Origin of the sequence: Streptomyces sp. BHT-5-2, from assembly GCF_019774615.1 — a bacterium.
GTDB lineage: Bacteria > Actinomycetota > Actinomycetes > Streptomycetales > Streptomycetaceae > Streptomyces.
On record NZ_CP081496.1, the window covers coordinates 415,610 to 440,184 of the forward strand.

23 protein-coding genes and 1 tRNA gene are annotated in these 24,575 nt (G+C 73.5%); 13 read left to right on the plus strand and 11 right to left on the minus strand.

Annotation, left to right across the window (positions count from 1 at the left end):
• Positions 1–4 precede the first annotated feature (4 nt).
• The 4 genes from K2224_RS01715 to K2224_RS01730 are packed head-to-tail and all read left to right on the plus strand — an operon-like array spanning position 5 to position 5,801.
• Complete coding sequence (locus K2224_RS01715) at positions 5–1,636, plus strand: carboxyl transferase domain-containing protein (protein WP_221909370.1); 1,632 nt, start codon at positions 5–7, stop codon at positions 1,634–1,636.
• A gap of 8 nt (positions 1,637–1,644) precedes the next feature.
• Positions 1,645–3,687, plus strand: a complete 2,043-nt coding sequence (locus K2224_RS01720) for a biotin carboxylase N-terminal domain-containing protein (protein WP_221904883.1) — start codon at positions 1,645–1,647, stop codon at positions 3,685–3,687.
• Positions 3,684–4,643: a hydroxymethylglutaryl-CoA lyase gene (locus tag K2224_RS01725; RefSeq protein WP_221904884.1), complete on the plus strand. Its 960-nt coding sequence runs from the start codon at positions 3,684–3,686 to the stop codon at positions 4,641–4,643. Before K2224_RS01720 ends, K2224_RS01725 begins: the two co-directional genes overlap by 4 nt.
• Before the next feature lie 9 nt (positions 4,644–4,652).
• Positions 4,653–5,801, plus strand: a complete 1,149-nt coding sequence (locus K2224_RS01730) for an acyl-CoA dehydrogenase family protein (RefSeq protein WP_221909371.1) — start codon at positions 4,653–4,655, stop codon at positions 5,799–5,801.
• Between the two features lie 220 nt (positions 5,802–6,021).
• Here the strand turns inward: K2224_RS01730 and K2224_RS01735 are convergent, their stop codons facing one another.
• Complete coding sequence (locus K2224_RS01735) at positions 6,022–6,630, minus strand: TetR/AcrR family transcriptional regulator (protein ID WP_221904885.1); 609 nt, start codon at positions 6,628–6,630, stop codon at positions 6,022–6,024.
• A gap of 90 nt (positions 6,631–6,720) precedes the next feature.
• Here K2224_RS01735 and K2224_RS01740 point away from each other — a divergent pair, with 90 nt between their 5' ends.
• Positions 6,721–7,113: a DUF4345 domain-containing protein gene (locus tag K2224_RS01740; protein ID WP_221904886.1), complete on the plus strand. Its 393-nt coding sequence runs from the start codon at positions 6,721–6,723 to the stop codon at positions 7,111–7,113.
• 84 nt (positions 7,114–7,197) lie between these two features.
• Here the strand turns inward: K2224_RS01740 and K2224_RS01745 are convergent, their stop codons facing one another.
• Positions 7,198–8,799 (minus strand): beta-N-acetylhexosaminidase, encoded by a 1,602-nt coding sequence (locus tag K2224_RS01745; protein ID WP_221904887.1) that lies wholly within the window; start codon positions 8,797–8,799, stop codon positions 7,198–7,200.
• Positions 8,800–9,035: 236 nt separating this feature from the next.
• Between K2224_RS01745 and K2224_RS01750 the strand changes: the two genes are divergently transcribed.
• Both K2224_RS01750 and glmS read left to right on the plus strand, forming a co-directional pair.
• Positions 9,036–9,311 (plus strand): hypothetical protein, encoded by a 276-nt coding sequence (locus K2224_RS01750; RefSeq protein ID WP_221904888.1) that lies wholly within the window; start codon positions 9,036–9,038, stop codon positions 9,309–9,311.
• A 70-nt stretch (positions 9,312–9,381) separates the two neighbouring features.
• Positions 9,382–11,211 carry a glutamine--fructose-6-phosphate transaminase (isomerizing) gene (gene glmS, locus K2224_RS01755; RefSeq protein ID WP_221909372.1) on the plus strand — a complete coding sequence of 610 codons (1,830 nt, stop codon included), beginning with the start codon at positions 9,382–9,384 and terminating at the stop codon, positions 11,209–11,211.
• A gap of 446 nt (positions 11,212–11,657) precedes the next feature.
• Here glmS and K2224_RS01760 read toward each other — a convergent pair whose 3' ends face one another.
• Positions 11,658–12,179 carry a universal stress protein gene (locus K2224_RS01760; RefSeq protein WP_221904889.1) on the minus strand — a complete coding sequence of 174 codons (522 nt, stop codon included), beginning with the start codon at positions 12,177–12,179 and terminating at the stop codon, positions 11,658–11,660.
• A 1,024-nt stretch (positions 12,180–13,203) separates the two neighbouring features.
• Here K2224_RS01760 and K2224_RS01765 point away from each other — a divergent pair.
• From K2224_RS01765 to K2224_RS01775, 3 genes are all read left to right on the plus strand, one after another.
• Entirely contained in the window at positions 13,204–14,469 is a 1,266-nt protein-coding gene (locus K2224_RS01765) for a GlxA family transcriptional regulator (protein WP_221904890.1), read from the plus strand.
• Positions 14,470–14,474: 5 nt separating this feature from the next.
• Positions 14,475–15,095 (plus strand): oligoribonuclease, encoded by a 621-nt coding sequence (gene orn / locus K2224_RS01770; RefSeq protein ID WP_221904891.1) that lies wholly within the window; start codon positions 14,475–14,477, stop codon positions 15,093–15,095.
• Between the two features lie 106 nt (positions 15,096–15,201).
• A tRNA-His gene (locus K2224_RS01775) sits at positions 15,202–15,277 on the plus strand.
• 81 nt (positions 15,278–15,358) lie between these two features.
• Here the strand turns inward: K2224_RS01775 and K2224_RS01780 are convergent.
• Positions 15,359–16,009: an NAD(P)-dependent oxidoreductase gene (locus K2224_RS01780; protein WP_221904892.1), complete on the minus strand. Its 651-nt coding sequence runs from the start codon at positions 16,007–16,009 to the stop codon at positions 15,359–15,361.
• Positions 16,010–16,171: 162 nt separating this feature from the next.
• On the opposite strand from K2224_RS01780, the gene K2224_RS01785 reads away from it, so the two are divergent.
• Complete coding sequence (locus tag K2224_RS01785) at positions 16,172–17,080, plus strand: AraC family transcriptional regulator (protein WP_221904893.1); 909 nt, start codon at positions 16,172–16,174, stop codon at positions 17,078–17,080.
• Positions 17,081–17,244: 164 nt separating this feature from the next.
• Here K2224_RS01785 and K2224_RS01790 read toward each other — a convergent pair whose 3' ends face one another.
• The 5 genes from K2224_RS01790 to K2224_RS01810 all read right to left on the minus strand — a co-directional run bounded on the left by K2224_RS01790 (position 17,245) and on the right by K2224_RS01810 (position 21,118).
• Positions 17,245–18,309: a chitinase gene (locus tag K2224_RS01790; RefSeq protein ID WP_221904894.1), complete on the minus strand. Its 1,065-nt coding sequence runs from the start codon at positions 18,307–18,309 to the stop codon at positions 17,245–17,247.
• A gap of 148 nt (positions 18,310–18,457) precedes the next feature.
• Positions 18,458–19,891 (minus strand): HAMP domain-containing sensor histidine kinase, encoded by a 1,434-nt coding sequence (locus tag K2224_RS01795; protein ID WP_221904895.1) that lies wholly within the window; start codon positions 19,889–19,891, stop codon positions 18,458–18,460.
• Positions 19,888–20,163 carry a hypothetical protein gene (locus tag K2224_RS01800; RefSeq protein ID WP_221904896.1) on the minus strand — a complete coding sequence of 92 codons (276 nt, stop codon included), beginning with the start codon at positions 20,161–20,163 and terminating at the stop codon, positions 19,888–19,890. Before K2224_RS01800 ends, K2224_RS01795 begins: the two co-directional genes overlap by 4 nt.
• The gene (locus K2224_RS01805) at positions 20,160–20,852 is read right to left on the minus strand and encodes a response regulator transcription factor (RefSeq protein WP_221904897.1); all 693 of its coding nucleotides are present in this window, start codon (positions 20,850–20,852) and stop codon (positions 20,160–20,162) included. The genes K2224_RS01800 and K2224_RS01805 overlap by 4 nt, the downstream gene beginning before the upstream one ends.
• A 104-nt stretch (positions 20,853–20,956) precedes the next feature.
• Positions 20,957–21,118 (minus strand): hypothetical protein, encoded by a 162-nt coding sequence (locus K2224_RS01810; RefSeq protein ID WP_221904898.1) that lies wholly within the window; start codon positions 21,116–21,118, stop codon positions 20,957–20,959.
• A 203-nt stretch (positions 21,119–21,321) separates the two neighbouring features.
• Here K2224_RS01810 and K2224_RS01815 point away from each other — a divergent pair, with 203 nt between their 5' ends.
• Positions 21,322–21,891: a hypothetical protein gene (locus K2224_RS01815; protein WP_221904899.1), complete on the plus strand. Its 570-nt coding sequence runs from the start codon at positions 21,322–21,324 to the stop codon at positions 21,889–21,891.
• A gap of 42 nt (positions 21,892–21,933) precedes the next feature.
• On the opposite strand, the gene K2224_RS01820 is transcribed toward K2224_RS01815, so the two are convergent.
• Together K2224_RS01820 and K2224_RS01825 are read right to left on the minus strand one after the other, a co-directional pair.
• Positions 21,934–22,794 (minus strand): spermidine synthase, encoded by an 861-nt coding sequence (locus tag K2224_RS01820; protein WP_221904900.1) that lies wholly within the window; start codon positions 22,792–22,794, stop codon positions 21,934–21,936.
• A 151-nt stretch (positions 22,795–22,945) separates the two neighbouring features.
• Positions 22,946–23,254: a chaplin gene (locus K2224_RS01825; protein ID WP_221904901.1), complete on the minus strand. Its 309-nt coding sequence runs from the start codon at positions 23,252–23,254 to the stop codon at positions 22,946–22,948.
• 231 nt (positions 23,255–23,485) lie between these two features.
• Here K2224_RS01825 and K2224_RS01830 point away from each other — a divergent pair, with 231 nt between their 5' ends.
• Positions 23,486–24,562 carry a hypothetical protein gene (locus K2224_RS01830; protein WP_221904902.1) on the plus strand — a complete coding sequence of 359 codons (1,077 nt, stop codon included), beginning with the start codon at positions 23,486–23,488 and terminating at the stop codon, positions 24,560–24,562.
• The last annotated feature ends 13 nt before the right edge of the window (positions 24,563–24,575 follow it).

Sequence of the window (24,575 nt, forward strand, 5' to 3'; positions counted from 1 at the left end):
GGCCATCGAGCAGGCACCGGTGCTGGCGGGCACCGACGACCCGGCGTCCGACGCCTGGCGGGCCAACGAGGCCGCCCACCGCGAGCTGTCCGAGCAGCTCCGCGAGAAGCTGGCCGCGGCCCGGCTGGGCGGCGGCGAGAAGGCCCGGGCGCGGCACACGGCCCGCGGCAAGCTGCTGCCCCGCGACCGCGTCGACGCCCTGCTGGACCCCGGCTCCCCCTTCCTGGAGCTGGCGCCGCTGGCCGCGGACGGGATGTACGACGGGGCCGCGCCGGCCGCCGGGGTGATCGCCGGCATCGGCCGGGTCAGCGGCCGGGAGACCGTGATCGTCGCCAACGACGCCACGGTCAAGGGCGGCACGTACTACCCGATGACGGTCAAGAAGCACCTGCGCGCCCAGGAGGTGGCGCTGGAGAACCGCCTCCCGTGCCTGTACCTCGTCGACTCCGGCGGCGCCTTCCTGCCCATGCAGGACGAGGTCTTCCCCGACCGCGAGCACTTCGGCCGGATCTTCTACAACCAGGCGCGGATGTCCGCCGCCCGCATCCCGCAGATCGCCGCGGTCCTCGGCTCCTGCACCGCCGGCGGCGCCTACGTCCCGGCGATGAGCGACGAGGCGGTCATCGTCCGCAACCAGGGCACGATCTTCCTCGGCGGCCCCCCGCTGGTGAAGGCCGCCACCGGCGAGGTCGTCAGCGCCGAGGAGCTGGGCGGCGGTGAGGTGCACTCCCGCACCTCCGGCGTCACCGACCACCTCGCCGAGGACGACGCGCACGCCCTGCGGATCGTCCGCACCATCGTCGCCACCCTCGGCGACCGCCCGCCGCTCCCCTGGGCCGTCCGGCCCGTCGAGGAGCCCAAGGCCGACCCGGCGGGGCTCTACGGCGCGGTGCCGGTCGACTCCCGCACGCCCTACGACGTCCGCGAGGTGATCGCCCGGATCACCGACGGCTCCCGCTTCGCCGAGTTCAAGGCCGAGTACGGCACCACCCTGGTCACCGGCTTCGCCCACATCCACGGGCACCCGGTGGGGATCGTCGCCAACAACGGCATCCTGTTCTCCGAATCCGCCCAGAAGGGCGCCCACTTCGTCGAGCTGTGCGACCAGCGCGGCATCCCGCTGCTCTTCCTTCAGAACATCTCCGGCTTCATGGTCGGCCGCGACTACGAGGCGGGCGGCATCGCCAAGCACGGCGCCAAGATGGTCACCGCCGTCGCCTGCACCCGCGTCCCCAAGCTGACCGTCGTCGTCGGCGGCTCCTACGGCGCGGGCAACTACTCGATGTGCGGCCGCGCCTACTCCCCCCGCTTCCTGTGGATGTGGCCCAACGCCAAGATCTCCGTGATGGGCGGCGAGCAGGCCGCCTCCGTCCTCGCCACCGTCAAGCGCGACCAGTTGGAGGCGCGCGGCGAGGAGTGGAGCACCGAGGACGAGGCCGCCTTCAAGGACCCGATCCGCGCCCAGTACGAGACCCAGGGCAACGCCTACTACGCGACCGCCCGGCTCTGGGACGACGGCGTCATCGACCCGCTGGAGACCCGCCAGGTGCTGGGCCTGGCACTGACCGCGTGCGCCAACGCCCCGCTCCCCCAACGGGACGGCGCAGCGCCGGGCTTCGGCGTCTTCCGGATGTGAGAGGACCTATGACCACCTTCGACACCGGCCTGTTCGACACCGTCCTGGTCGCCAACCGCGGGGAGATCGCGGTCCGCGTCATCCGGACGCTGCGCGCCCTCGGCATCCGCTCGGTCGCGGTGTACAGCGACGCGGACGCCGACGCCCGGCACGTCCGCGAGGCCGACACCGCGGTCCGGATCGGCCCGGCCCCGGCCGCGGAGAGCTATCTGTCGATCGAGCACCTGCTGGACGCCGCCGCCCGCACCGGCGCCCGGGCCGTCCACCCCGGCTACGGCTTCCTCGCCGAGAACGCCGCCTTCGCCCGCGCCTGCACCGACGCCGGGCTGGTGTTCATCGGGCCGCCCGCGGACGCCATCGAGCTGATGGGCGACAAGATCCGGGCCAAGGAGACGGTCCGCGCCGCCGGCGTCCCGGTCGTCCCCGGTTCCTCGGGCAGTGGGCTGAGCGACGCCCAACTGGCCGCCGCCGCCCGGGAGATCGGCGTGCCGGTGCTGCTGAAGCCGTCGGCCGGCGGCGGCGGCAAGGGCATGCGCCTGGTCCGGGACGCCGCCGAACTGGCCGATGACATCGCCGCCGCCCGCCGCGAGGCCCGCTCGTCCTTCGGGGACGACACCCTGCTGGTGGAGCGCTGGATCGACCGCCCCCGGCACATCGAGATCCAGGTGCTGGCCGACGGCCACGGCACCGTCCTCCACCTCGGCGAGCGCGAGTGCTCCCTCCAGCGCCGCCACCAGAAGATCATCGAGGAGGCCCCCTCGGTGCTGCTGGACGAGGCCACCCGCGCCGCGATGGGCGCGGCGGCCGTCCAGGCGGCCCGCTCCTGCGGCTACCGCGGCGCCGGCACCGTCGAGTTCATCGTCCCCGGCAAGGACCCGGCCGGCTACTGCTTCATGGAGATGAACACCCGTCTCCAGGTGGAGCACCCCGTCACCGAGCTCATCACGGGACTCGACCTCGTCGAATGGCAGCTGAGGGTCGCCGCCGGCGAGCGACTCCCCTGGGCCCAGGAGGACCTCGCCTTCACCGGGCACGCCGTGGAGGCCCGGATCTGCGCCGAGACCCTGTCCGTCAAGGGGGGCGCCCCCGCCTTCCTGCCGACCGGCGGCACGGTCCTCACCCTGCGCGAGCCGCACGGCGACGGGGAGCGCACCGACTCCGGCCTCACCGAGGGCGCCGAGGTCGGCAGCCGCTACGACCCGATGCTCGCCAAGGTCGTCGCACACGGCCCGGACCGGGCGAGCGCCCTGCGGAAGCTGCGGGCCGCGCTGGCCGCCACGGTCACCCTGGGCGTGCCCACCAACGCCGGCTTCCTGCGCCGGCTGCTGGCCCACCCGGACGTGGTCTCCGGCGAGCTGGACACCGGCCTCGTCGAGCGGGTCGCGGCCGACCTCGTCGACACCGCGGTGCCGGACGAGGTCTACGCGGCGGCCGCCGCGGTCCGCCAGGCCGCCCTGGAGCCGGCCCCCGGCGAGCACGGCTGGCGCGACCCGTTCGCCACCCCCACCGGCTTCCGGCTCGGCGGCACGCCCGCCCCGGTGCGGCACTGGCTGCGGGTCCCCGGCCACGACCCGGTGGCCTACGACGTCCGGCCCGGCGCCGCCCCGGAGCACTTCGCGGTCACCGACGACGAGGTGCGGGTCACCGTCGACGGCGTCCGGCACACCTTCCACCGCGGCGGCGACTGGCTGGGCCGGGACGGCGACGCCTGGCACGTCACCGACCACGACCCGGTGGCCGAGGCACTGCGCGCGGCGGCCCGCGGGCACGGCGTGGACGCCCTCGCCGCCCCGATGCCCGGCACCGTCACCGTCGTCAAGGTCGCCGTCGGCGACGAGGTCACCGCCGGGCAGGGCCTGCTGGTGGTGGAGGCGATGAAGATGGAGCACGTGATCTCCGCGCCGCACGCCGGCACGGTCACCGAGCTGGACGTCTCCCCCGGCAGCACGGTCGCCATGGACCAGGTGCTGGCCGTCGTCGCCCCCCACGAGGACGACGCCCCGCCCCCGGACGGCACCACCCCGCGCACGGACGAGGAGGCCACGGCATGAGCGGCACGACCACGCCCCCGGTGACCGGGCTCCCCATGGAGGTGCCCGCGGAGGGCCTGCCCACCCGCGTACGGATCCACGAGGTCGGCCCCCGCGACGGCCTCCAGAACGAGCAGACGGTCGTCCCCACCGAGGTCAAGGCGGAGTTCATCCGCCGGCTGGCCGCCGCGGGCCTGCCGGTGATCGAGGCCACCAGCTTCGTGCACCCCAAGTGGGTTCCCCAACTCGCCGACGCCGAGCGGCTGTTCCCGATGGTGGACGACCTGGACCCGCGGCGGCTGCCGGTGCTGGTGCCCAACGAGCGGGGACTGGAACGCGCGCTGGCGCTGGGCGCCCGCCGGATCGCGGTGATCGGCAGCGCCACCGAGTCGTTCGCCAGGGCCAACCTCAACCGCACCGTCGACGAGGCACTGGCCATGTTCGAGCCGGTCGTCCGCCGCGCCCGGGACGAGAAGATCCACGTCCGCGGCTATCTGTCGATGTGCTTCGGCGACCCCTGGGAGGGCCCGGTGCCGATCACCCAGGTCGTCCGGGTCTGCCGGGCCCTGCTCGACCTCGGCTGCGACGAGCTGAGCCTCGGCGACACCATCGGCGTGGCCACCCCCGGCCACGTCCAGCACCTGCTCGCCGCGCTCAACGAGGCCCGGGTACCCACCTCCCGGCTGGGCGTGCACTTCCACGACACCTACGGGCAGGCCCTCGCCAACACCTTCGCCGCGCTCCAGCACGGCGTCACCACCGTCGACGCCTCCGCGGGCGGCCTGGGCGGCTGCCCCTACGCCAGGAGCGCCACCGGCAACCTCGCCACCGAAGACCTCGTATGGATGCTGCACGGCCTCGGCATCGAGACCGGTGTCGATCTGGGGCGGCTGGTCGAGACCAGCGTCTGGCTGGCCGACGTCCTGGGCCGCCCCAGCCCCTCGCGCACCGTCCGTGCCCTCTCCCACAAGGAGTGACCCATGTCCCTGGACCACCGCCTGCCCGACGAGCTGGAAGAACTCCGGCGCACGGTCGAGGCGTTCGCACACGACGTCGTCGCCCCGCAGATCGGCGACTACTACGAACGGCACGCCTTCCCCTACGACATCGTCCGCCAGATGGGCCAGATGGGCCTGTTCGGCCTGCCGTTCCCCGAGGAGTACGGCGGGATGGGCGGCGACTACCTCGCACTCGGCATCGCCCTGGAGGAGCTGGCCCGGGTCGACTCCTCGGTGGCCATCACCCTGGAGGCCGGGGTCTCGCTCGGCGCGATGCCCCTCTACCGTTTCGGCACCGAGGAGCAGAAGCGCGCCTGGCTGCCGAAGCTGTGCAGCGGCGAGATGCTCGGCGCGTTCGGCCTCACCGAGCCGGACGGCGGCTCGGACGCCGGCGCCACCCGCACCACCGCCGTCCGGGACGGCGACAGCTGGGTGATCAACGGCACCAAGTGCTTCATCACCAACTCCGGCACCGACCTCACCGGCCTGGTGACGGTCACCGCGGTCACCGGCCGCCGGCCCGACGGCTCGCCCCTGATCTCCGCGATCATCGTGCCGTCCGGCACCCCCGGCTTCACGGTCGCCGCCCCGTACTCCAAGGTCGGCTGGAACGCCTCCGACACCCGCGAGCTGTCCTTCGCCGACGTCCGCGTCCCGGCCGCCAACCTCGTGGGCGAGGAGGGCCGCGGCTACGCCCAGTTCCTGCGCATCCTCGACGAGGGCCGGATCGCCATCGCCGCGGTGGCCACGGGCCTGGCCCAGGGCTGCGTCGACGAGTCGCTGAAGTACGCCAGGGAGCGCCACGCCTTCGGCCGCCCCATCGGCGCCAACCAGGCCGTGCAGTTCAAGCTCGCCGACATGGAGATGCGCGCCCACACCGCCCGGCTGGCCTGGCGCGACGCCGCCTCCCGGCTGGTGCACGGCGAGCCGTTCAAGAAGGAGGCCGCGCTCGCCAAGCTCCACTCCTCCGAGGTCGCGGTGGACAACGCCCGCGAGGGCACCCAGATCCACGGCGGCTACGGCTTCATGAACGAGTACCCGGTCGCCCGCATGTGGCGCGACGCCAAGATCCTCGAAATCGGCGAGGGCACCAGCGAAGTCCAACGCATGCTGATCGCCCGGGAGTTGGGGCTGTAGCGACCGGCAGCTCCGGGGCCTCGGGGCCTCGGGGCCTCGGGGGGGGGCGACCCCCTCGGGGGTGCCCGAACGGATCCCGTAGGGGTCCACAACGCCCCCTGCGGGGCCCCAACGCGCAGGCCCCGGAAGGATATTCCGGGGCCCGCCCGCCTCGCCCGCCCCGCCGCCGGCACCCACGGCGAAGGGCACCGGCACAGGCACCCACGGCGAAGGGCGCAGGTCAACGAGGCCAGTCGGGCGCGGGATCCGTGGGAAGCAGCGGACGGATGGCGCCGAGGACGGCACCCACGCACACGTCGCGGAGTTCGGCCCGGGTGCAGGTTTCCCTGGTGAGCCAGTCGACGACGAGCACCCGGACGAACACCAGCCAGCTCTTGAGCACCTGGGACACGGCCTCACGGGCGGCGTCGTCCGCGAGGGGGAGGACCCCCAGCAGGCGGGCCCGGAGGGCGTCGAGCTCGTTCGCGATGATCGTCTGGATGACGGGGTCGCCGGCGAGAACGCGGTTGCCGGCAAGGACGGCGTTGCGGTTCGCGACGAAGTAGTCGAGGTGGGCCTCCATGCCCTCGACGAGTTGCTCGACCAGGGTGTCGGCGGGGTCGAACCGGCTCTTGACCAGCAGCTGGTCGGCCGCCTGCTGGTAGACCGCCGCGAAAAGGTCACGTTTGTTCGGGAAGTGACGGTAGAGCAGCGCGCGGGACACCCCTGCCCGTCCGGCGATGTCCTCCATCAGCACCTCTTCGTACGGGCGGGCGGCGAAGAGCTGCGCGCCGACGGCGAGGAGCTGGGCGCGGCGGTCGGCGGGGGTGAGGCGCTGGCGGGGCGGCATGGAAGAAGGTTACTTGACACGCGTCTACTAGTGACCGCTACCTTGGTAGACACGTGTCAACTAAGCGTGGAGAGGGCGGTGATCCGGGCCATGGCCAGGACTCTGCGGGTACTCGCGTGGGTGATGGGCATCGCGTGCGTGGCGATCGGACTGCTCCACGTGGTCGCCGGGATGTCGGCGATCCCGGGCGCCGGAGACGGCGACGCGACGGTCGACAGCTTCGGCCGGTTCATGGGCGCGATCTTCGCCGGGTACGGGCTGGCCTGGCTGTGGGCCGCCCGGCGGATGCCCATCCCGGCGGTGGCGGTGCGGCTGCTGACCGGGGTGTTCCTGCTGGGCGGACTCAGCCGGGTGCTGTCGATCGCGGTGGCGGGGTGGCCGGACGGCTTCCAGGTGGTGCTGATGGCGATCGAACTCGGGCTGCCGCCGGTGTACTTCTGGCTCGCGGACGCGGACGAGCGGGCGACCCCGGCGCGGGCCTGAGCCCGCTCCGTCGCTCCGGAGCCGGCGCGGGACGCGGCGGCGGATCCGGGACGGCGTTCCCGGCCCCGCCGCGCAGGCGTCACCTCACCGCCCGTCGCCCCACGGCACCCCCGGCGCCCGGTAGTAGTTGACGCCCTGGGCGTCCCAGCGGGGGCCCTGGGCGGCGAGGCGGGTCCGGTAGGCGTTCCAGTCGTGCGTGTGGGCCGGGGACCAGCCCAGTTCGGCGATGCCGGGGAGCCTGGGGAAGGCCATGTACTCGACGTCGGCCGAGGTCGTGAGCGTCTCCGACCACAGGGGCGCCTCGACGCCCCGGACCGCCGTGCCGGGCACGCCCGCCAGGTAGCCGCCCGGGTCCCAGTCGTAGGCGCGCCGGACGTCCACGAGGCCGGCCCAGTCCAGGCCCAGCGGGGTGTCCCTGTCGTACTTCATGTCGAGGTAGGCGCGGTCGGCGGGCGAGAGGATCAGCCCGGTGCCGTGCTTCGCCGCGTCGACGACCTGCGCGCGCTCCGCCGCGCCCGTCCGGTCGTAGCCCCAGTACTGGGCGAGCGCGCCCCTGGCCGGGTGCGCCCCGGTCAGCTGGTGCCAGCCGATCACGGTCTTGCCGTACTTGGCGACCACCGGCTGCACCTTGTCCATGAAGGCGACGTAGTCCGCGTGGCTGGTGGAGTGCGCCTCGTCGCCGCCGATGTGGAGGTAGCGGCCGGGCGTGAGGGCGGCGATCTCCCGGACGACGTCGTCGACGAAGTCGTAGGTGGTCTTCTTGGGCACGCACAGCGAGCTGAAGCCGACCTTGGTGCCGGTGTAGAGGGGCGGCGCCTGGCCGTCGCAGTTGAGGTCGGCGTAGGAGGCGAGCGCGGCGTTGGTGTGGCCGGGCATGTCGATCTCGGGGACCACGGTCAGATAGCGGTCCGCGGCGTAGCGGACGATCTCGCGGTAGTCGTCCTTGGTGTAGTGGCCGCCGGGCCCGCCGCCGACCTGGGTGGAACCGCCGTACGTCGCCAGCCGCGGCCAGGAGTCGATCGCGATCCGCCAGCCCTGGTCGTCGGAGAGGTGCAGATGCAGCTGGTTGATCTTGTACTGGGCGAGCTGGTCGATGTACCGCTTGACCTGCGCGACGGTGAAGAAGTGCCGGGAGACGTCCAGCATCGCGCCGCGGTAGGCGTAGCGCGGGCTGTCGGCGATGGTGCCGCCGGCGACGCGCCAGGGGCCGGGCTGGCGGGTGCGCTTCTCGACGGCGGCCGGCAGCAGCTGGCGGAGGGTCTGGACGCCGTGGAAGAGGCCGGCCGGGTGGGCGGCGCTGATGGTGACCGCGCGGCCGCCGGAGGTCAGCCGGTAGCCCTCCGTGCCGAGCCCGCGGCTGTCCCGGCCGCCGAGCCGCAGGACGATGCCGTCCGGGCCGCCGCGGGTGGTGACCGGCAGTGGGAGGCCGGTGGCCGGCCGCAGCAGGTCCGCGAGGTAGCCGCCGATCCGGCGGGCCTCACCGGAGTTGCCGGGCACCCGGATCCGGGTGCGTTCGCCGAGTGTGTAGGCGCCGCCGGCCGGGCGGACGGAGGCGGGTGCCGGGATCACCCGGCCGAGCGGGACGGGGGCGGCGGCCGCGGCGTGCTGCTGCGGCAGGGCCGCGGTGGTCACCGTCCCGGCAGCCGCGACCAGCAGCAGCGAGAACAGGAGTCTGCGTCGTCTCATGGACGGTCCCTTCGGCGAGCTGGGTCGGCGGCGGGTGCCGCGGGGCGTTCGGCGGGCGGCGCGTCCCGGCGCGGGCGCACCGTCCGTATGGCATGGAGCGACCGGGCGGTGACCATGCGTACCGCGGGCCCGGGAACCGGTCAAGGTCTGGACCGGATTCCGGCATGATCCGCGATACCTGCCCGATATCGGGCAGATTTCTTGCGAATCCCGCCGCGGCCCCGCAGTATCTACGGGTGCTCGAACGCCGTCCGTCCCACGAGGACCTCATCGACCACCTGGTCCGCAGCACGCCGCTCCAGCGCGGCGAGGCCGCCCGGGTGGTGCAGGACGTGCTGGCGTACTTCGACGAGAGCACGGAGGGCTACGTCCGCCGCAGACACCGCGAGCTGCAGTCCCAGGGGCTGCGGAACGAGGTGATCTTCGAGCGGATCGCACACGAGCTGCCGCACCGCGCCGTGTCGCCCCCGTCGCTCTCGCTGCGCCAGCTGCGCCGCCTGGTCTACGGCTGACCGCGAGGACTCACACCAGCACCGGCCGGACGGCCGGGCACCCATGAACGCCAACGAGAAGGGTCACCGTATGTGCGGGATCGTCGGATACATCGGCAAGCGCGACGTCGCGCCGCTGCTGCTTGAGGGCCTTCAGCGCCTGGAGTACCGCGGCTACGACTCGGCCGGTATCGCCATCCACGCCAAGGGCACCGGCAAGGCCGCGGGCGGGCTGAAGACCGCCAAGGCCAAGGGCCGGGTGCGGGAGCTGGAGTCCCGGCTGCCGAAGCGCTTCGCGGGCTCCACCGGCATCGCGCACACCCGCTGGGCCACCCACGGCGCCCCCACCGACGAGAACGCCCACCCGCACCTCGACACCGAGGGCAAGGTCGCGGTCGTCCACAACGGCATCATCGACAACGCCGCCGACCTGCGCGCCCGGCTGACCGCCGACGGCGTGGTCTTCGCCTCCGAGACCGACACCGAGGTCCTGGCCCACCTGATCGGCGGCTCCGCCGCCGCCACGCTGGAGGAGAAGGTCCGCGAGGCGCTCCGCCACGTCGAGGGCACCTACGGCATCGCCGTCCTGCACGCCGACTTTGCCGACCGCATCGTGGTCGCCCGCAACGGCTCCCCGGTCGTCCTGGGCATCGGCGAGCACGAGATGTTCGTCTCCTCCGACGTCGCCGCGCTGGTCTCGCACACCCGCCAGGTCGTCACCCTCGACGACGGCGAGATGGCCACCCTCAAGGCCGACGACTACCGCACCTACACCACCGAGGGCTCGCGGACGACGGCGACGCCGGAGACCGTCGAGTACGCGGCCGAGTCCTACGACCTGGGCGGCCACGACACCTACATGCACAAGGAGATCTCCGAGCAGGCGGAGGCGGTGGACCGGGCGCTGCGCGGCCGGATCGACGACCGCTTCTCCACCGTCCACCTCGGCGGTCTCAACCTCGACGCCCGCGAGGCCCGCGCGGTGCGCCGGGTGAAGATCCTGGGCTGCGGCACCTCGTACCACGCCGGCCAGATCGGCGCCCAGATGATCGAGGAGCTGGCCCGCATCCCCTCGGACGCCGAGCCGGCCTCCGAGTTCCGCTACCGCGACCCGGTCGTGGACCCCGACACCCTCTACGTCGCGGTCTCCCAGTCCGGTGAGACCTACGACGTGCTGGCCGCCGTCCAGGAGCTCAAGCGCAAGGGCGCGCGGGTCCTGGGCCTGGTGAACGTGGTCGGCTCGGCGATCGCCCGGGAGACCGACGGCGGCATCTACGTGCACGCCGGCCCGGAGGTCTGCGTGGTCTCCACCAAGTGCTTCACCAACATGGTGGTCTCCTTCGCGCTGCTCGCCCTGCACCTGGGCCGGATCCGGGACCTGTCGGTCGCGGACGGCAAGCGGATCATCGAGGGCCTGCGGAAGCTGCCCGGCCAGATCGACGAGATCCTCAAGGGCGAGGACGACATCAAGAAGCTCTCGGCGCTGTACGCCGACGCCAAGTCGATGATGTTCATCGGCCGGGTGCGCGGCTACCCGGTGGCCCGCGAGGCGTCCCTGAAGCTCAAGGAGGTCTCGTACATCCACGCCGAGGCGTACCCGGCCTCGGAGCTCAAGCACGGCCCGCTGGCGCTCATCGAGCCCGCCATGCCGACCGTGGCGATCGTCCCGGACGACGACCTGCTGGAGAAGAACCGCGCCGCGCTGGAGGAGATCAAGGCCCGCAGCGGCCGGATCCTCGCCGTCGCCCACCAGGAGCAGGAGAAGGCCGACCACACCATCGTGGTCCCGAAGAACGAGCCCGAGCTGGACCCGATCCTGATGGGCATCCCGCTGCAACTCCTCGCCTACCACACCGCGTTGGCCCTGGGCCGGGACATCGACAAGCCCCGCAACCTCGCCAAGTCGGTGACGGTGGAGTAGTCCACCGCACAGCAACGGGAGACACCCCACGCTTCGGTGAAACGCATCCCCCGTCCCACCGAAGCGACAACTGAGCAACCCCCACGGCGCCCGGCCCCCTCCGCGAAAGCGGCGCCGGCTCGGGCGCAAAGGGCGAGCGCCGGCTCCGCGTGCGTGCCACCGTACGCACGCGGAGCCGGCGCCTCCCCTTCGCCGGCGTCGCCCATTGCGCCGGCGGGATGCCGCCGCCCCGGGATCCGTCACTTCCCGGCCGGCAGCACGTCGCGGTGACCGTTTTCTACCCGTCACCGGCACCCGGCCAACCTCCGGCCGGCAACCGGAAGTCCGCTGCCCACAATCCCCATGACGCCCCCTCAACTGTGGACATGCCGAGGAGAGTCGATCAACGGGGCCCGCGGACAGGGGAGTTCGGCGCCGTCCGGCTCGGGGCGGGACGCTTGCGGGCGTCAGGGAATGACCATGACCGGGCGCTGGGCGCGGCGCGCCAGCCGGCCGGCCACCGACCCGAAGATCCGCCCGACGAGACCGTGCGTGGAGCCGACCACGATGGCGTCGGCCTCGTACTCGCGGCCGACCTCCTCCAGTTCGTGGCAGATGTCGCCGCCGCGCTCGACGAGGATCCAGGGGACCTCGGAGAGGTGGTCGGCGCAGGCGAGCTCCAGCCCGAGCACCTCGGTGCGGTGGTCGGGGACGTCGACGAAGACCGGGGGTTCGCAGCCCGCCCACACCGTCGTCGGCAGCCGGTTGGCCACGTGGACGAGGATCAGGCCGGAGCCCAGGCGCCGCGCCATACCGATTGCATACGCCAACGCGCGTTCGCTCGACGTGGAGCCGTCGAAGCCGACGACGACGCCGTGCCGGAAGGCGGGATCGCAGGAGTGGCGCTTCTGTTCCGCCGCTTCGAGGTCCGCCGTCGGATCGGCGACCTGCTTGCGGTCCGCGGGTTCGGGGGTTTCGTGACCGGCCATGGGTGTCTCGGCGAGAACGTCCTCTTTAGCGGAGGGGCGAACGGGGAACGGCGATTGACTTGATCCGGCAGTTGACCTGGGCGGCTCGATCAAGGAGCGGGAGCCATAGTTCAAAGAGGAACGATACGACTGGGAATCATCTTTCCAAGCCGATACCCCAAGAGTACGGCGCTACTCCTCCACTGCCCAGAACGCCCACGGGCCATCGGAGGCCCGCACAGGGCGGTCCGGGGCCGCAAGCGTTCCCCGGAGCATGCCGGAGCGTGGCGCGGATGGCAATGCCCCGTCCTGCCCCCGTACGTACCCCCGGCGGCGCCCGTGATCGCCGACGGCGTCGCGGCGGCGGCCCGTCCACGGTGATCCCCGCCGCGCCGGCACCGCGCCGTGGATCACCCGACCCGGTGAGCCGCGTCGTACCCCCGGGCGCCGCCGGCCGCGCACCGGCGCCCGGCTCCGCGATCACCCGGCGGGCTCGTCCGGAGCGGCCCGCCCGGCGCCGCCGCCGGCCCCGCGGCGGCGACCCGCGCGCAGTGCGGAGTGTTGCGGCGGTCCCGGCGCACAGGCCCACGCCCGGTGCCGGAGGCATGGGACAACTTGGGGACGGAACGGGACGTACCGGGGCGGGAGTACAAGGGGGCGGACACCTCTACAAGGGGCGCACGCCGGCCGGTTGAGGCGTCCGCAAGTCTGCGCACGACCGTTTTCAGCCAACTTCCGGTCCGGATCCCCACGGTGCCCCGGACCCCCCACAACCCAGGCGTGAGCAGGGAGGAAAGGACCGGTGGGCATGGTTGTGCCCTATTGCGAACGGGCAGAGCCGAGACGCGCACTTCCCATGCAGGCCCGACGAGTGGAACGCTTCGTGATCGAATGCTTCGCGCCAAGTTGCCATATCGACATACCAGCGGGTGGTGAACTTGGCACTCCATCCTCACGGGACACAGTAGATTCGATCTTGGTCAGTGACGGCGGGGGAACTGTGCAGGACCGAGAGGGCGAGACGACCGAGGGGGGCTTAAGCGCCATGAGCCAGGACTCCGCTGCCGTACCAGATGCCGCACGCAAGCTCGCCGCCCGACGACGCCGCGAAATAGTCGCGGTGCTCCTCTTCAGCGGCGGACCCATTTTCGAGAGCTCCATTCCGCTCTCGGTCTTCGGTATCGACCGACAGGACGCCGGTGTTCCGAGGTACCGGCTACTTGTGTGCGCCGGCGAAGACGCGCCTTTGCGCACGACCGGGGGGCTCGAACTTTCCGCCCCCTACGGGCTGGAGGCGATCTCCCGTGCCGGGACGGTCGTCGTACCGGCCTGGCGTTCCATCACCCAGGCCCCGCCGCCCGCGGCGCTCGACGCACTGCGCCGGGCCCACGAGGAAGGGGCCAGGATCGTCGGGCTGTGCACGGGGGCGTTCGTCCTCGCCGCGGCCGGACTGCTCGACGGCCGACCGGCCACCACCCACTGGATGTACGCGCCGACGCTCGCCAAGCGCTACCCGTCCGTCCATGTGGACCCGCGCGAACTCTTCGTCGACGACGGGGACGTGCTCACCTCCGCGGGCACCGCCGCGGGCATCGACCTGTGCCTGCACATCGTGCGCACCGACCACGGCGCCGACGCGGCCAACGCGCTCGCCCGCCGGCTGGTCGTCCCGCCCCGGCGGACCGCGTCCGACCTCGGGCACCAGCGCTACCTGGACAGGTCGTTACCGGAGGAGATCGGCGCCGACCCGCTCGCCGAGGTCGTCGCCTGGGCACTGGAGCACCTCCACGAGCAGTTCGACGTGGAGACGCTCGCCGCGCGGGCGTACATGAGCCGACGCACCTTCGACCGGCGGTTCCGCTCCCTCACGGGCAGCGCTCCGCTCCAGTGGCTGATCACCCAGCGGGTCCTCCAGGCCCAACGGCTGCTGGAGACCTCCGACTACTCCGTGGACGAGGTCGCCGGCCGCTGCGGGTTCCGCTCGCCGGTCGCGCTGCGCGGCCACTTCCGGCGGCAGCTGGGCGCCTCGCCCGCGGCCTACCGGGCGGCCTACCGCGCCCGCCGGCCGCAGAGCGGCGCACCGGAGCCCGCGCTGCGCCCGGAGCGGGCCGAGCGTCCCGAGCGCGAGCGGGCGGCACTGGGCAGCGAGCGGTTCTCCGCCGCCGCGCTGGGCGGGCACGCGCTGGCCGAGGTGGCCGACGCGGGCAAGCCGGCGCCGGAGGGGTACGCCGCACGGCTTCCGGAGACCCCGGTCGGGCGGGGGGCCGCCAGGCCCGTACTGCCCGGTCAGCGGGAGCGCCCCGTAGGGTGAGACGTATGAACGATCGCATGGTGTGGATCGACTGCGAGATGACCGGACTCTCGCTGGCGAGTGACGCGCTCATCGAGGTGGCCGCCCTGGTCACCGATTCGGAACTGAACGTGCTGGGTGACGGAGTGGATGTGGTGATCCGTCCCCCGGCCGAGGCGCTGACCACCATGCCGGAGGTGGTGCGGCAGATGCACACCGCCTCCGGGCTGCTGGCCGAGCTGGATGCCGGGACGACGCTGGAGTCGGCCGAGGCACAGGTGCTGGAGTACATCCGCCAGCATGTGCCGGAGCCGGGGAAGGCGCCGCTGTGCGGAAACTCCGTCGGCACCGACCGCGGCTTCCTGCTGCGCGACATGCCGACGCTGGAGAGCTACCTGCACTACCGGATCGTCGATGTGTCGTCCGTGAAGGAACTGGCCCGGCGCTGGTTCCCGCGGGCGTACTTCAACAGTCCGGACAAGAACGGCAACCACCGGGCGCTGGCCGACATCCGCGAGTCCATCGCGGAGTTGCGCTACTACCGGGAGGCCGTGTTCGTGCCCCAGCCCGGGCCGGACTCGGAGACCGCGAAGGCCATCGCGGCCAAGCACAAGCTGCCCTCCGAACCGGAGTCGGCGGCACAGTGACGCAGCTCGCTCCCAGGGGCACGAAACCTGGGAGCGAGCACCCCTTTGGAACCTGTACACTTTTTCTCAGCCGGTGGGGAAAAGGAACCACACAGCACCGGTCTTGGTGGGTATAGCTCAGCTGGTAGAGCACCTGGTTGTGGTCCAGGATGTCGCGGGTTCGAGTCCCGTTACTCACCCCACTGTCGAGGCCCCCGATCCACGGATCGGGGGCCTCGGGTGTTTCCCGGCCGGGTGCCGCCGCGGGAGGCGGGCGCCGATGCTCAGTAGCCGACGGTGAAGCGCTCGCCGATGTGGTGGGGCTGCTCCAGCTCGTCGAGGAGCGCGACGGCGTAGTCCTCGGTGGAGATCCGGCTGCTGCCGTCGGCCGCGACGATCAGGTCCTCGGCGGCGGTGCGGTAGCTGCCGGTGCGCTCGCCGGGCTCGATGGAGGCGGCCGGGCTGAGGTTGGTCCAGCGGACGTCGGAGACGGTGCGGTAGAAGTCCAGCGCGTCGCCGTGCGCGTGCATGATCTGGAGCAGCGGGACCGGGAGGCCCTCGGTGTCCCAGACCTGGACGCCGTCGGGCTTGCGGAGCGAGCCGGCGCCGCCGACCGTGATCAGGCGAGGCGCGTCGCCGCCCAGCCTCCGCAACCCCTCGACCAGCGCCTCGGCGGCGGGCCGGATGGTGGCGATGTGACCGGCGCCGTCGCCGCCGCCGACCGCGCTGACCACCACGTCCTGCCCCTTGGCCACCTCGGTGACGGACTCCGAGTCGAGCGCGTCGCCGTAGACCACGGTGAGCGCCGGGTGGGTCGTGGTGACCTTGGCGGGGTCGCGGACGACCGCGGTGACCTGGTGGCCGCGGCGCAGGGCCTCGTCGAGGATGCGGCTGCCGATGGTGCCGTTGGCCCCGAACAGAGCGATCTTGGACATGCTGGGTTCTCCCGGTGGTTCGATGCGGGCGGGGTGCGCCCGGGTGCGGAGCGCGGTGTTCCGGCCGCCGGATGCGGCTGCCGTTTTCCGCCATCAGCCGTGCTGACGTCTCCTACGCTAGGGGTATCAGCGGGAGATTCCGGGGTAGCGAGGCGACGGGTCATGGTGAGAAAGCGACAGGACCCCCGAGAGGACGCAGCGGCGATCCGTGCGGTGGCGTTCTCCGCACCGGCGGGGCGGCCCGCCGGGGTGGAGGTGCTGACCCTCGCCGAGCTGCGGGAGCGCGCGGACGCCTGCGGGCTGTCGACCCCGCACCGGCCCGGCTTCCACCACCTGCTGCTCCTGGACCGCGGGCGGCTGGTGCACTGCGTCGACTTCCGGGAGCACCTGCTGGCCCCCGGCGACCTGCTGTGGTCGCGGCCCGGGCAGGTGCAGCACTTCGGGGACCTGACGGGTGCGGAGGGGCGGCTGGTGCTCTTCGAGTCCGGTTTCCTGGACCCGGCGACCGCGGCCGCGGCCCGGATCGAGGACTGGTACGGGCCGGCGGTGCGGCACCCCGAGGGCGCCGCGGCCCGGGCGCTGGACGAGGCGCTGACGCAACTGCACCGGGAGTTCGGGGCGCTGGGCGGGCTGCCGCTGGAGGTGCACCTGGAGGTGCTGCGGCATCTGCTGGCCGTCCTGGTGCTGCGGGCCGCGCATCCGGGCGGCGCCGAGGACGCCCCGCAGGACGGGACGTGCGAGGCGAGCGAGACGTATCTGCGGTTCCGGGACGCGGTGGAGCGGGGGTTCGCCCGCAGCCGCCGGGTCGCGGACTACGCCCGGTCGCTGGGCTATGCGCCGCGGACCCTGTCGCGGGCCACGGAGGCGGCGGCCGGGGTCGGGGCGAAGGAGTTCATCGACCGCCGGGTGGTGCTGGAGGCCAAGCGGCTGCTGGCGCACGGCGACCAGTCGGCGTCGCGGATCGCGGACCGGCTGGGTTTCGCGGACGCCACCAACTTCAGCAAGTTCTTCCAGCGGCAGGCCGGGCTCACGCCGATCGCGTTCCGGGACGCCGTGCGGGGCGGCGGCTGAGCTGCCGCCGCCGGGCACGGCGAGGAGGCGGACCAGGAGGTGCGGCCACTCGGAAAACCGGTGCGGCGGAGAGAGGCGGCGGGGCGCGACGGGTGGGGGGTGGTGCCGTCGCGCCCCGCCTCGGGGGCAGTCCGGGGCGCCCGCGGGCCCGGACCGGTGGGGGGTCAGCCGGTGTAGGCGCCGAACGCCTTGGTGAAGGCCAGCGGAGCCTGGTCGAGGGAACTGCACGTCGGCTGGGCGGAGTTGGAGGGGCCACCGGGGCAGGGTCGGTCGCGGGTGGCGGACCACATGGCCAGCCATGCCAGGTGCCTGCTCTGCGCGAACTTCACCAGGGTGGCGGCGTCGGCGGGCTTGAACACCTCGCCCTGCACGTCGTTGACGCCGATCATCGGGGTGACCGCCACGGTCCGCCAGGCGTCCGCGTCGTTCAGCCCGAGGGCCTTCTTCAGCTGGCCCTGGGTGGCGGTGGCGGCCTGGGTGGCGTAGGTGGCCATGTTGCCGTGGTACGAGGCTCCGTAGTCCATCGCCATGATGTTGACGGCGGAGATCCGCGCGCCGTTCTGCTTGGCGTTGGCCAGGAGGTTGACGCCGTCCTGGGTGAGGCCCTCGGGCATCACCGGGAGGGTGAAGGAGACGTCGAGGCCCGGGTGCTGCTTCTGCAGTTGCGCGACGGCCCGGGCGCGGCGGGTGTTGGCGGCCGTGTCGGGCAGCGCGCCGCCCTCGATGTCGAAGTCCACCTTGGTGAGCTTGAACTGGTCGACGGCCTTGCCGTAGGCGGCGGCGAGGTCGGACACCGAGGAGCAGGCGGCGGCCAGTTCGGTGCCGTTGGCGCCGCCGAAGGAGACCCGGACGTCGCCGCCGGCCTTGCGCAGCGCCGGTATCTGCTTGGCGACCGCGTCGCCGCCGAGGTCGCCGGTGCCGCCCCACTTGGGGACGCAGCCGCCGCCGGAGGTGAGGAAGGCGAGGGTGAAGTGCTTCACCCCGGTCTTCTGCGCGGTGCCGGTCAGGTCGTAGGCGGGGGTGAGGGAGGTGTCGACGTACGGGGCGAAGCCGGCCTTGGCGGCGGTGCCGGTGGGGGCGCCGGTGGCGGGGGCGGGCCGGGGGGCCTTGGTGGCCGTCGCGACGCCGGCGACGGCGAACCCGCCGCCGACCGCCAGCGTGCCGGCCACCGCCGTGCCGATCAGCTTGGTCCGGCGGCTGGGCCGGCGCCGGTGTGCGGAGGAACTCATCTCGTGCCTGCCTGTCGTCACATGGGGGTGGGGGCGCACCGAGGGGGAGGTGCGCCTCGCACGCTATCGGCAGCGAAACGGACAAATGCCGGGTTCTGTACGGCGGTTGGCGGAATTATGGCCGCCTTAAGGAAGCGGAAGGGGCCGGTTAAGAGCGGGGGCCCCGGGCGGCGGCGCGGACGGCCCGCCGGCCCCGGGTGCCGAACACCCGGGCACCGATCCGGCGCCGCAGCCGGTGGGCGCGCCGGCCGCCGAGCCGGTCCCGCCGCCCGTCGAGGGCCAGCCAGACCCGCACCTCGGTGCCGCCCAGCACGGAGTGCCCGATCCGGACGTCGCCGCCGGTGGACTCCGCCAGCCGCCGCACGATGTCCAGCCCGAGGCCGGTGGAACCGTCGCCTCCACCGCCGTGGCCACGACGCAGCGCGGCGGCCGGGTCGGCGATGCCGGGGCCGGCGTCCGAGACCAGCACGATCACCGCGTCGTCGGCGTTGTGCACGTCGACGGCGAAGGCGGTGCCCTCGGGGGTGTGCCGGAAGACGTTGCCGAGCATGGCGTCCAGGGCCGCGGCGAGGTCGGCGCGGGCGACCGGCACCCGCGCCGGGCGGTCCGCGCCGGCGACCCGGGCGGTGCGGCCCTCGTCCTCGGCCAGCGCCGACCAGAAGTCCATCCGCTCGCGGATCACCTCGGCCGCGTCGCAGCCGACCGCGGCGGCGGTGGCCACGGTGTGCTCCCGCTGGGCGCGGGCGGTGCGGATGATCCGGTCGACCTCGCGCTCCAACTGTTCGACGGCGGCGCGGGTCTGCTCGGCGGCCGGGCCGTCGCCGAGGGAGGCGGCGTTGAGCCGGAGCACGGTCAGCGGGGTGCGCAGCCGGTGCGAGAGGTCGGCGGCCAGTTCGCGTTCGTTGGCGAGGAGTTGGACGACCTGGTCGGCCATGGAGTTGAAGGCGCTGGCCGCCGAGCGCAGTTCCTTCGGCCCGTCCTCCCGGACGCGGACGCCGAGGTCGCCGCGGCCCAGGTCGTGGGCGGCCGCGGAGAGCCGCTCGGCGGGGCGCACCAGCCGGGTGCCGAGCCGGTCGGCGACCGCGACCGAGCCGACGACCAGCGCCAGGCCGACGCCGGCCAGCACCGCCCAGGAGGTGGCCACGCCGTTGGTGAGCGCGTCGTCGGGGACGTACACCTCGACGACCGCGATGCCGGAGGCGACCGCGGTGGGCTGGAGCAGCGAGGTGCCGCCGGGGACGTCGGCGATGGAGGCCCGGCCGAGCCGGACGGCGACGGCGACATCGGCCGGGGCGGCCCGGCGGGCGCCGATCTCGGCGGGGCCGCCGCCCGCGCCGCCGGCCGGCACATGGATGCCGATCCGGTCGCCGGGGCCGGTCTCGGCGCTGGCCAGGGCGCGTTCCAGCTGGGTGCGGTCGGTGGTGATGGCGAGGACGGGGCCGAGGGCGGCGGCCTGCCGCTCGGCGTTGGAATAGGCGCGGTCGGACGCCATCTCCCGGACCACCAGCCCCAGCGGGACCGCGAACGCGACCACGACCATCGTGGTGACCGCCAGGGCCACCTTGACCAGGGCCCACCTCACGGCGTCCGGCCGTTCGCCGCTCCGCCCACGAGGCGCGCAGGCGCGGCCATCACCGTCGTCCGCGGCCGGGCGGCCTCGCGCGCGTCGCACTGCGTCTGGCTCTTCGCTTCTCCGCCCACGAGGCGCAGAGGCGCGGCCATCACCGTCGTCCGCGGCCGGGCGGCCTCGCGCGCGTCGCACTGCGTCTGACTCTTCGCTTCTCCGCCCACGAGGCGCAGAGGCGCGGCCATCACCGTCGTCCGCGGCCGGGCGGCCTCGCGCGCGTCGCTCATCGCGGCGGCTCCAGCTTCACGCCGACGCCGCGCAGGGTGTGCAGGTACCGGGGGCGGGCGGCGGTCTCGCCCAGTTTGCGGCGCAGCCAGGACAGGTGGACGTCGATGGTCTGGTCTTCCCCGTAGGACTGCCGCCAGACCTCGGCGAGGAGTTCCCGGCGGGCGACGACCACGCCGGGGCGCTCGGCGAGGAAGGCCAGCAGGTCGAACTCGCGGCGGGTGAGGTCCAGGGCGGTGCCGTCCAACTCGGCCTGGCGGCGCAGCGGATCGATGGCGAGCCCGCCGACCCGGATCACCCGTGAGGGCGGTTCCGCGCCGGGCGCCGCGCCCCGGGAGCGGCGCAGCACGGCCGCCATCCGGGCCGAGAGGTGCTCGACCGAGAACGGCTTGGTGAGGTAGTCGTCGGCGCCGTCGTTGAGCAGCCGGACGATCTCGGTCTCGTCGTCCCGGGCGGTGGCGATGATCACCGGGACGTCGGTGAGGCCGCGCAGCATCTTCAGCGCCTCGCCGCCGTCCAGGTCGGGCAGACCGAGGTCGAGGACGACCAGGTCGAAGCCGACCTGCGCCACCTCGCGCAGCGCCTCCAGCGCCGTCCCGACGCTGCGCACCGCGTGCCCGGCGTCGGTCAGGTGCCGGATGAGCGCGGAGCGTACGAACTGGTCGTCCTCGACCACGAGCACTCGAACCATGGGCGGCACCGTACGCCATACGAGGGAGCCGCCCCGCGCACGGTTGACAACCGGACGGCGCGGGGCGGCTCTTCGGGCGGACGACGGGACTTCCGGCGCGGGCCCTAGTGCGGCATCACCATGCTGGTGTCGCCGGCCTGCTGGTCGATGATCCGGGTGCCGTACGCGCCGTCCCCCGCCATGGGGTCCGGTTCGGCGCTCGCGGATGCGGTGAACACCCCCAGCGCGACGAGCGTTCCGACAACGACGGCTGCGATACGGCGCATTTCAGGAGCCTCCCGGAGACGTGGACGATGGTCCGCTCACTGTGCCCGGAATTCTCCGCATACATACGCCCCGTCCCTCTTGTGGCGGTTGCCGTGGTGCCGCCGCGGGCCGGGGACACGGCGCTGCGTTCCCGTCCACCGGCCGTCAAGCCCGTGCGCACGGGGTTGTCCTTCCGCCCGGCCGGCGTGGTCCCATAGGGCGCATGGAGCGAGGGAGTTCGGGACGAGGTCTGGTCCATGCGGCGGCCTGGACGCTGGCGACCGGCGCCGCGGTCGCCCTGTCGTGGTTCGGGGTGCACACCGTGCTGTCCGGCACGGCCTACGACGCGCCGCGGGCACTGCCGCTGTCCGACCAGGTGGCGGCCTCGGCCCTGCCGCAGGTCTCCTCCACCCACCGGCCCAAGCCCTCCGACCCGCCGTCCGCGAGCCCCTCCCCCTCCGACGACGACCGGCCGCCACGGAGCAGCCCTCCGTCCCGCCCCGTCGACAGCCCCTCCCCCACCCCCTCCGACACCCCCGGCGCCGGCGCCCCGGCGTCCGCCGGCGACCGGGTCCGCAGCTACGCCACGGCCGGCGGCCGGGTGGTGCTCTCCCTGGGAGCCGACGCCGCCGAGCTGGTGTCCGCGACGCCCAACGCGGGCTGGCAGATGCAGGTGTGGAAGCAGCAGGGCTGGCTCCGGGTCGACTTCACCGGCGGCGGCTCGCACTCGTCGGTGATCTGCAGCTGGAACGGCCACCCGCCGTTCGTCCAGATCACCAACCGCACGGCATAGCAGGCGAGTCGACGGTCCGTCAGCCGGACTGACGGTCGTCCGTCAGGTGAAGACGCCGTCGGGCGGGGCCGGGGAGGCGACCGCGGTGGCGTCGGTGACCGGGACCGCGCCGCCGGTGAAGTCCCGCAGCGCCCGGCCGTGTTCGACCCGGCCGGCGTGCGGGTCGCCGGCCGCCCGCCGGGTCAGCTCGCCGACCGGCAGCGGCCCGTCGGCGGCGAGCAGCACGGCGTTGCCGAACCGCCGGCCCCGCAGCACGGCCGGCTCGGCGGTCAGCGCCAGCTCCGGGAAGACGGTGTGGACGGTGGCGATCTGGCCGCGCAGGAACGACAGCGGCGGCCCGTCGGCGAGGTTGGCCGCGTACCAGCCGCCCGGCCGCAGCGCCCGGTGCACCTCCGCCACGAACTCGACGCTGGTCAGATGCGCGGGCGTACGGGCGCCGGCGAAGACGTCGCCGATGACCAGGTCCGCCCAGCCGTCCGGGACCCTGGCCAGGCCGGCCCGGGCGTCGGCGCCGCGCACCCGTATCCGCCAGGTCCGCTCCAGCGGCAGCCGCTCGCGGACGAGGTCGACCAGCGGGGCGTCTATCTCCACGACCTGCTGGGTGGAGCGCGGCCGGGTCGCGGCGACATACCGCGCCAGGGTCAGCGCGCCGCCGCCGAGGTGGACGACGCGCAGCGGCGCGGCGGGCGGGGCCGCCAGGTCGGCGATGTGGCCCAGCCGCCGCTGGTAGGAGAACTCCAGGTGCGCCGGGTCGTCGAGGTCCACATGGGACTGCGGGGCGCCGTCGATCAGCAGCGTCCAGCCGCGCGGCCGGTCCCGGTCGGGCCGCAGTTCCGCGACGCCGCCGCCGACCGTCCCGGTGACGGGTTCCGGGCCGCCGCGCCCGCTTCTGCTTCTCGCCATGACTCCAGTATGGCGTCCCACCGTCGGGCGGAATCCGCAGGTCAGGAGGTGCAAAGCAGGCGGCGGACCGCCCGTCGGCCGGGGCCGCGGGCAGTCCGCCTGGTGTGCCGGGGCCCGGGCCGGTCCGATGTCCCCTCGGACCGGCACCGGGTCACTTGTTGACGCAGATGTTTCCGAACCCCGGGTTCAGCAGCCCGATGAAGTCGATGCTGTTGCCGCACGCGTTGATCGGAATGTCGATCGGGATCTGGATTACGTTGCCGCTGAGGACGCCCGGCGACTTCGCCGCGAAGCCCTTGGCGTGCGCTCCGTGGCCGTGGTGGCGCCCGCCCTCGTCGAACCGTCCGTGGTGGCTACGGCCGTGGTGACCGCCCTCGTAGGCGGTCGCGACGCCCGCGCCGCCCAGCACCAGGGCTGAGGAGGCCGCAGCCATCGCGGCGGTCTTGACGAACCGCTTCATCCCATTCTCCTTTTCAGTTCGCGTATGGGGCATCGGACACAACGAACAATATGGGTTACGGATACGGGCGTTACCACTTAAGCGGATTCATTAGGCTGACTGGCTGGCAGGCGGCCGACGGAAACCCCGGACGACGCTGCGGCGCGCCTGCCGCGATTTCCAACATGATTTCTGCCAGAGTGCTCTCCTGTTTGACTGATTGAAGTCGGAGTCGGAGTCGGAGAGGACGACATGCCGAAGTCGAGGGAGCTGACCGGGCGCGGCGCCGTATGCGCGCTCGCGGCCCTGGCTTTGTCGGCCGCACTGACTTCGGCCGCGGCCGCCCCGCCGCCCGGGGAATCCTCCCGAATTCCTTTCGCCGAGCGCTTCCACATGACCGGGCACGGCGGTATCGCGCGGACCGGGCGGGCCGCGGTGGTCTGCCGGCCGGCGGCGCGGCGCACGGGGCCGGCCGGCCCGGCCTGTGCGGCGCCCCGGCACGCCCGCCGCACCGCGCGCCGCGACGTCGACGGCGATCCGCGCACCGACGGCTCCAGCAGCGCCCGGCTGCGGCTGCCGGCCGGCTCCCGGGTGCGCTACGCCCGGCTCTACTGGGGCGGCGACCTGCGGGCCGGCGGGCACCGGGCGGCCGAGGACGCCGGTCAGGTGCTGCTCGGCAGCCCCCGCGGCTCCTACGAGCGGATCCGCGCGGAGGGCCCGATCGGCCGCCGCACCACCGCCCGCAGCGACGACTACCAGGCCGCCGCCGACGTCACCCCCCTGGTGCGGCGCGGTGGCGCGGGCACCTACACGGTGGCGCGGGCGGGCTCCGGCAGCTCCCGGGCCGGGGCCCGGGCCCGGGGCGGCTGGGTGCTGGTCGTCGCCTACGAGAACCCCGCGGAGCCGCTGCGGCGGCTCGCGCTCTGGGACGGATTCGAGGCGCTGGGCGGCCGCCGCCGGACGTTCGCGGTGGAACTGGCCGGGCTGGGCATTCCGGCGCATTCCCGGGGACGGGCCGGCGTCGTGGCATACCACGGAACGCGGGAAAACCACGGGAAAGTCTCGGCTCGGACCGGTCGCATTACTCCGGTCGCGCGACGCGATTCCGCCGGTCCGGCGAATCGCGCGGTCCGTTCCGCAGATCTGGATTTCGGTCGACGGGCGCCCGGCGCAGCCGCTCACCGGAAGGGCATCGGTTTCGGTTCCGAGGTCTTCGACCTCACGCCGGCGCTCCGGTCCGGGGGCGATCGGCTGGCATTCCGCTTCACCACCCGAAAGGCGGGTTATTTGCTCGGCGCGCTCTTCGTCCAGGCCGATCTCGGGCGCTGAGCGGCGGCGTCGA